Genomic DNA, 6,873 nt, shown 5'->3' on the forward strand with positions numbered 1-6,873 from the left:
GAGGACGTCGTGGTCCTTGGCGGCGGCGATGGAGAAGCGCAGCCGGGCCGCCATGCCCGAGGAGTAGGTCCGCATCGGCAGGGTGATGAAGTCGCCCTTCTCGTTGATGCCGGAGAAGTCGACGATGTCCTGGTAGCGGGCCTTGATCTCCTCGCGGGTCATGCCCATGGCGAGGCCGCCGAGGATGACGTTCCGCTCGCCGGTCAGGTCGTTCATCAGGGCCGCGTTCACGCCGAGCAGGGAGGGCTGGCCGTCGGTGTAGACCTTGCCCTTCTCGGCGGGCAGCAGGCCGGCGATGGCCCGCAGCAGCGTCGACTTGCCGGAACCGTTGGAGCCGATCAGGCCGATGGCCTCGCCCCGGTAGGCGACGAAGGAGACGCCCCGCACGGCGTGCACCTTGCGCACGCCCCGCGCCTCGTCGCCGGAGCCCCGCTTCACGATGCGGCTGAGGGCCGCGGTGGCGCTGCCCTTGCCGGTCTTGGCGCCGTTGACGCGGTAGACGATGTGGACGTCGTCCGCGATCACCGTCGGCACCCGCGCGTCCTGCTGCTGCTCAGCCACGGCCGTACCTCTCCTCCGCCTTCCAGAAGTACACGAAGCCGCCCGCCACGGCGAGGACGGCCCAGCCGGCCGCCACCGCCCACACGTGCGGCGGGAGGTTCTTGGAGCCGTAGCCGTCGATCAGCGCGAAGCGCATGAGGTCCATGTAGACGGCGACCGGGTTCCACTGGAGGACGTCGGAGATCCAGCCCGGCTTGTCCTTCAGCATGACGGGGATGGAGAACATGACGCCCGAGGCGTACATCCACGTCCGCATGATGAAGGGCATGAGCTGCGCCAGGTCCGGCGTCTTCGCGCCCATCCGCGCCACGACCAGCGCGAGGCCGGCGTTGAAGAGGAACTGGAGGGCGAGCACCGGGACGATCAGCACCCAGGACAGGGTGGGGTAGCTGCCGAAGGCCGCGACCACGATGAAGAGCACGATCATCGAGAAGAGCAGCTGCTGGAGCTGCTGGAGCGCGAAGGAGACCGGCAGCGAGGCGCGCGGGAAGTGCAGGGCGCGCACCAGGCCCAGGTTGCCGGAGATCGCGCGCACGCCGGCCATCGCCGAGGACTGCGTGAAGGTGAAGACGAAGATGCCCGTCACCAGGAACGGGATGTAGACGTCCTTCGGCATGCCCTTGCCCGCGTTCAGGATCAGGCCGAAGATCAGGTAGTAGACCAGTGCGTTCAGCAGCGGCGTGGCCACCTGCCACAGCTGGCCGAGCTTGGCCTGGCTGTACTGGGCGGTCAGCTTCGCCTGCGAGAAGGCGAGGATGAAGTGCCGTCGCCCCCAGAGCTGACGGACGTACTCGACGAGGGACGGCCGGGCGCCGCTCACGGCCAGGCCGTACTTGGCGGCGAGCCGTGCCGCCGTGAGGCCCTCGTCGGGCGACACGGGCCTGGTCATGGCGACCGTGCCGTCGTGCGTTGTCTCACTCACTAGTGGAAACTTTCGTCTTCGTCGATGCGTGGCCCCTGCGGGCCCGGAACGAGCCGGCCGGCCGCGGACGGCCGGGATGCCCTCGGACACGAGGGTGTCAGATCACCGGAGGCCGGCCCAGCCGGGTCAGCCGCCACACCGTACGCCACTTCATGGGCCGGCGAGGACCGCACGGGGTGGACCAGCCTTCCCGGAACCCGCCGAACCAGGCCTTCAGGGCCGGGCCCGAGGGGCGGCGCAGCAGCGTGAGCAGCAGCCACACCCCGAGGTAGACCGGCACGAGGAGCGCGGGGAGGTTGCGGCGGGCGAGCCAGACGCGGTTGCGGGCGACCATGCGGTGGTAGACCGCGTGCCGCGAGGGCGCCGTCGTCGGGTGGTACAGCACCATGTCGGACCGGTAGTCGATCATCCAGCCGGCGTCGAGGGCCCGCCAGGCCAGGTCGGTCTCCTCGTGCGCGTAGAAGAACTCGCCGGGCAGGTTGCCGGCCTCCGCGAGGACGCGGGTGCGCACCGCGTTGGCGCCGCCGAGGAAGGTGGTCACCCGGGAGGAGCGCATCGGGTCGGAGGCGCGCAGGCGCGGCACGTGCCGGCGCTGGGTCTCGCCGGTCTCCGGGTCGGCGATGCGGAAGCTGATGATGCCGAGCTCCGGGTCGTCCGTGAACGCCTGGCGGCACAGCTCGGCGGTGTCGGTGCGGGCGAGCAGGCCGTCGTCGTCGAGGAAGAGCAGCACGTCGACGTCGGTGCCGCCGGGGCCGAAGGCCTCGATGCCGACGTTGCGGCCGCCGGGGATGCCCAGGTTCTCGGGAAGCTCTACGGTGCGGACGCCGGCGGGCACCTCCGGGACGGGCGAGCCGTTGCCGACGACGACCACCTCGACCGGGTCGCCGTCCTGCTTGGCTACCGAGTCGAGCAGGGCGCGCAGCTCCTCGGGGCGGTTGCCCATGGTGATGACGACGGCGCCGACCTTCATGGGCGTACTCACTTCAGCCTGCTGGAGGCGAGGATGGACACCAGGTGCAGCAGGGTCTGGAGCAGCGCGATGCCGGCGAGCACGGCGGTGCCGAGGCGGGTGAAGAACAGGTCGCCGCGGGCCTGGTCCACGATCGCGAGGACGAGGATCAGCAGGGACGCCTCGATGCCCAGGATCAGCCGGTGGAACTTGAGCGCCCCGGCGGCCCGGCGCGCCAGCGCCATGCCGGAGGAGCGGATCTCGGAGGCGGACTCCTTGACCGGAGCCATCCCGGTCTGGTGCCGGGCGACGCCCACCAGGTCGGTCTCGGCCTTGATCAGGATCGCGCCGAGGGCGGCCAGAGTGCCGAGGAAGGCCCACAGCCAGTCGATCCGCCCGGTGCCGAACAGGTCGGCGGCGCGCAGGCCGAGGCCGACCAGGACGGCGGCGTCGGTGAGGTAGGCGCCGACGCGGTCCAGGTAGACGCCGCCGAGGGAGTACTGCTTCTTCCAGCGCGCGATCTCGCCGTCGACGCAGTCGAGCAGCAGGTACAGCTGGACCGCGACCACGCCGAGCACGGCGCCCCAGATGCCCGGCACGAGCAGCGCCGGGGCCGCCAGCACGCCGCAGACGGTCATCAGGTACGTGAGCTGGTTGGGCGTGATCCTGGTGTTCACCAGGTAGCGGTCGATCCGCAGCGAGACCTCGCGCATGTAGAGGCGTCCCGCCCAGTGCTCACCGCTGCGCCGGTCCTTGACCCCCGCGGGGTGCACGACCGGGCGGAGTTCAGCTACCGATGGCCTTGACATAGTCGGCGTACGCGTCCCTGATCTGGTCGGTGGAGAGGTCGAGGTGTTCGAGGATGGTGTAGCGGCCCGGCCGGGTGTGCGGGGCGTAGCCGACGACCTGCACGAACTCGTCCAGGTCGAAGCCGATCTCGCCGGGCAGGACGGGCAGGCCGTGGTGGCGCAGTACCTCCGCCATCCGTCCGGCCGTCTCGGTGTCGCCGCGCAGGAACGTGGCGAACGCGCCGCCGAGGCCGCACTGCTCGCCGTGGAGCGCGCTGCGCTTGGGGAACCGCAGGTCGAAGGCGTGGCTGATCTCGTGGCAGGCGCCCGACGCGGGGCGGCTGTCGCCGGCCACCGACATCGAGATGCCGCACAGCACCAGCGCCTCGGCGAGCGTCGTCAGGAACGCGTCGTCGCCGGTGCCGCCGGGGTGGCGCAGGACGGCCTCGGCCGCCTGCCGGGCCATGGCGGCGGCCAGGCCGTCGACCTTCTCGCCGGTCTCGCGGTGCGAGAGCTCCCAGTCGGCCACGGCGGAGATCTTGCAGATCACATCGCCGATGCCGGCCCGCACGTAGCGCACCGGGGCCTCGCGGATCACGTCGAGGTCGATGACGATGCCGATCGGGTTGGGCACGCCGTAGGAGCCGCGGCCCGCGTCGTTGTCCAGCGTGGCGACCGGCGAGCACAGCCCGTCGTTGGCCAGGTTGGTGGCGACCGCGACCAGCGGCAGGCCCACCCGGGCCGCCGCGTACTTGGCGCAGTCGACGACCTTGCCGCCGCCGATGCCGACCACCGCGTCGTAGCGGCCGGCCTTCTTGATGGAGTCGGCGAGCCGGACGGCACCGTCGATGGTGCCGTCGGCCTCCGCGAACCAGTCGGCGCCCGGGAAGGCCGCGCCGAACCGCTCGCGCAGCACCTGGCCGGAGCCGTTGCTGATGGCGAAGGCCAGCCGCCCCGAGGGCGAGATCCGCTCGTCGGAGAGGATCGCCCCCAGGTCGTCCAGGGCGCCGCGGCGGATGTCGACGACGACCGGTGACGGGATGAGCCTCGTCAGTACCGGCACGCGATCTCCCGTCCCTTGGCGAGGTCGTCGTGGTTGTCGATCTCGACCCACTTGACGTCGCCGATGGGCTCCACGTCGATCCGGAAGCCGCGGTTGACCAGCTCCTGGTAGCCGTCCTCGTAGTAGAGCTGCGGGTCGCGCTCGAAGGTGGTCTTCAAGGCGTCGGCCAGCTCCACGGCGGCCTCGCCCTCGATGAGGGTGACGCCGATGTACTCGCCGGTCGCGTCGGCCGGGTCCATGAGCTTGGTGATGCGCTGGACGCCCTTGTCGGGGTCGACGACGACCTTCATCTCCTCGTCGGCGAGGGACTTCACGGTGTCCAGCGCGAGGATGATCTTCTTGCCGTCGCCGCGGGCGGCGAGCAGCGTCTTCTCGACGGAGACCGGGTGCACGGTGTCGCCGTTGGCGAGGATCACGCCGTCCTTGAGGGCGTCACGGCCGCACCACAGGGAGTAGGCGTTGTTCCACTCCTCGGCCTTGTCGTTGTCGATGAGGGTGAGCTTGACGCCGTACTTCCGCTCCAGCTCCTCCTTGCGGTCGTACACGGCCTCCTTGCGGTACCCGACGATGATCCCGACCTCGGTGAGGCCGACCTCGGCGAAGTTCGCCAGCGTCAGGTCGAGAACCGTGATGCTCTCCTCCGCGCCCTCGGGGCCGACCGGGACCAGTGCCTTGGGCAGGGTGTCGGTGTAGGGGCGCAGACGGCGTCCGGCGCCGGCCGCCAGCACGAGGCCGATCATGCGGGTTCTCCTTCGTCGTGTACGGCGGGTGCGCCGACCTTGTGGGCGGCGACCCAGAAACGGATGCTCTCGACGAGCACCACGAGGGCGACGGCCACGGCGAGGACCGTGAGCGCGACCTTGAAAGCGGAGGCGGTGAGCAGCACGGCCAGCACCGTGACCAGCAGCGTGCGGCCCTCGTGCCCCCCGATCGCCCGCACCAGCCAGTGCGGGGGCGCACCCGCGTTGCCGCGGATGCGGTAGACCGTGTCGTAGTGATGGTAGGCGACCGCGGCCACCAGCCCGAAAGCCGCCGGAAGCGCCCCGTTCACGTCCGCTTTCGCCGCCAGCACCAGGACGGTGCCGTACTCGGCGGCGCGGAAGAAGGGCGGGACCAGCCAGTCGAGGGCGCCCTTGAGGGGGCGGGCGACGGCGAGCGCGGAGGTCAGCACGTAGACGATCGCGGCGATGAGCGGCCAGGGACCGCCGAAGCCGGTGAAGGCGGACGTCGCGACCACGGTGAGGCCGCCGAGGAGCGCGACGGCGGGGGCGGTGAAGCCTGGGAGCCGGCGGGCGAATCCCCGCAGGCCCGCGGCGGCGGCCTCGGCGAGCGGGCCGGAGTCGGCGAGGTCGGCCAGCGCCTTCGCCGCCCGGTCGGTGCGGGTGGCCCTGCGGGTCAGCGAGCGCAGGACCCGGCCGGCCGTGGTGTACGTCGCGGCGAACGCGCAGCCGATCAGCAGCGCGTAGAAGGTGATCCGGGGGGTGGTGGCCGCGGTGAGGACGGCGATCATGGCCCAGCGTTCGCCGATGGGCAGGACGATCATGCGGCGCACCCAGACCGTCCAGCCGACGCTGTCGAGCTTGTCGGAGAGGGCCGCGGTGGGGCTGGTGTTGCCCGAGGCGTCGTGGTTGGCCTCGTTGAAGGAGAAGTCCACGACGTGCCGGCAGGTCTGGAGGACCATCGCGCCGAGGGCGAGGGCCCACACGTCGTCACCGCCGCGGGCGGCGCCGAGGGCGAGGCCCGCGTAGTAGGCGTACTCCTTGGCCCGGTCGAAGGTGGCGTCCAGCCAGGCGCCGAGCGTGGAGTACTGGAGCGAGTAGCGGGCGAGCTGCCCGTCCGTGCAGTCGAGGACGAAGGAGGCGATCAGCAGGACGCCGGCGGCGACGAAGCCGCCGCGGGTGCCGGTGGCCGCGCAGGCCGCCGCTATGAGCGCGGTGAGCAGCGAGGCGGTGGTGACCTGGTTGGGGGTCAGTCCGCGGCGCGCGCACCAGCGGGCGATGTAGCGCGAGTAGGGGCTGATGAGGAAGGTGGTGACGAAGCCGTCGCGGGCCTTGACCGCCGACCTCAGGCGTACGGCCTCGTCGTCGACGGAGGCGACGGCCTGCCGCGCCTCGTTGCGGGCCTGCGGGTCGGCGGGGACGACGGCGACGAGACTGCCGAGCTCCGGCCGGTGCACGTCGGCGCCGTCGGCGTCGAGGGCGCCGGCGATGCGGTCGGCGAGGCTGCCGACGGCCACCGCCGTACCCCCGCCCGCGGAGCTCTCCCGGGCCATCGCGCGGGTGAGCGCCTGGCGGGCGTCCGGCTGGGCGGTCACGGCGCCGGGGATCGCGGCGAGCGGGAAGCGGGGGTCGGTGAGGCCGAGGCGCAGGGCGTGCAGATGGCCCACGAAGCGGGCGTCGACCACGGCGACGCGCTCCTGGCCGGGCACCCGGGCGAGCAGCGTCTCGGCGTCCTGCGTGCCGGAGGCGATCCGCACGTCGAAGCCGAGGGACCGCAGCTCGCTCTCGACGGACGAACCGGGGACCGGCTGACCGGTGAGGATGGCGGTCGACAACCGAACTCACTCCCTGGTGCCGGCGCCAGCGCGCCA

General features: G+C 71.8%; 7 protein-coding genes. All 7 read right to left on the reverse strand.

The window, feature by feature from the left end:
- A partial coding sequence (locus GTW67_RS28870; protein ID WP_161167696.1) for an ATP-binding cassette domain-containing protein occupies positions 1-561 on the reverse strand: 561 nt, incomplete at its 3' end.
- Positions 554-1,483 carry an ABC transporter permease gene (locus GTW67_RS28875; protein WP_161167697.1) on the reverse strand — a complete coding sequence of 310 codons (930 nt, stop codon included), beginning with the start codon at positions 1,481-1,483 and terminating at the stop codon, positions 554-556. The genes GTW67_RS28870 and GTW67_RS28875, both read right to left, overlap by 8 nt.
- 97 nt (positions 1,484-1,580) lie before the next feature.
- A complete protein-coding gene (locus tag GTW67_RS28880) occupies positions 1,581-2,453 on the reverse strand; it encodes a glycosyltransferase family 2 protein (RefSeq protein WP_161167699.1) in 873 nt (290 codons plus the stop codon).
- Between the two features lie 8 nt (positions 2,454-2,461).
- On the reverse strand, positions 2,462-3,241 hold the full coding sequence (locus tag GTW67_RS28885) for a CDP-alcohol phosphatidyltransferase family protein (RefSeq protein ID WP_202437828.1): 780 nt from the start codon (positions 3,239-3,241) through the stop codon (positions 2,462-2,464).
- Positions 3,219-4,283, reverse strand: a complete 1,065-nt coding sequence (locus tag GTW67_RS28890; protein WP_161167617.1) for an iron-containing alcohol dehydrogenase — start codon at positions 4,281-4,283, stop codon at positions 3,219-3,221. The genes GTW67_RS28885 and GTW67_RS28890 overlap by 23 nt, the downstream gene beginning before the upstream one ends.
- Positions 4,271-5,023, reverse strand: a complete 753-nt coding sequence (locus GTW67_RS28895) for a phosphocholine cytidylyltransferase family protein (protein ID WP_161167616.1) — start codon at positions 5,021-5,023, stop codon at positions 4,271-4,273. Before GTW67_RS28895 ends, GTW67_RS28890 begins: the two co-directional genes overlap by 13 nt.
- Positions 5,020-6,837, reverse strand: coding sequence for a DUF5941 domain-containing protein (locus tag GTW67_RS28900; RefSeq protein WP_161167615.1), 1,818 nt, complete (start codon positions 6,835-6,837; stop codon positions 5,020-5,022). Before GTW67_RS28900 ends, GTW67_RS28895 begins: the two co-directional genes overlap by 4 nt.
- Positions 6,838-6,873: the final 36 nt, after the last annotated feature.

Origin of the sequence: Streptomyces sp. SID5910 (assembly GCF_009862125.1) — a bacterium.
Lineage (GTDB): Bacteria > Actinomycetota > Actinomycetes > Streptomycetales > Streptomycetaceae > Streptomyces.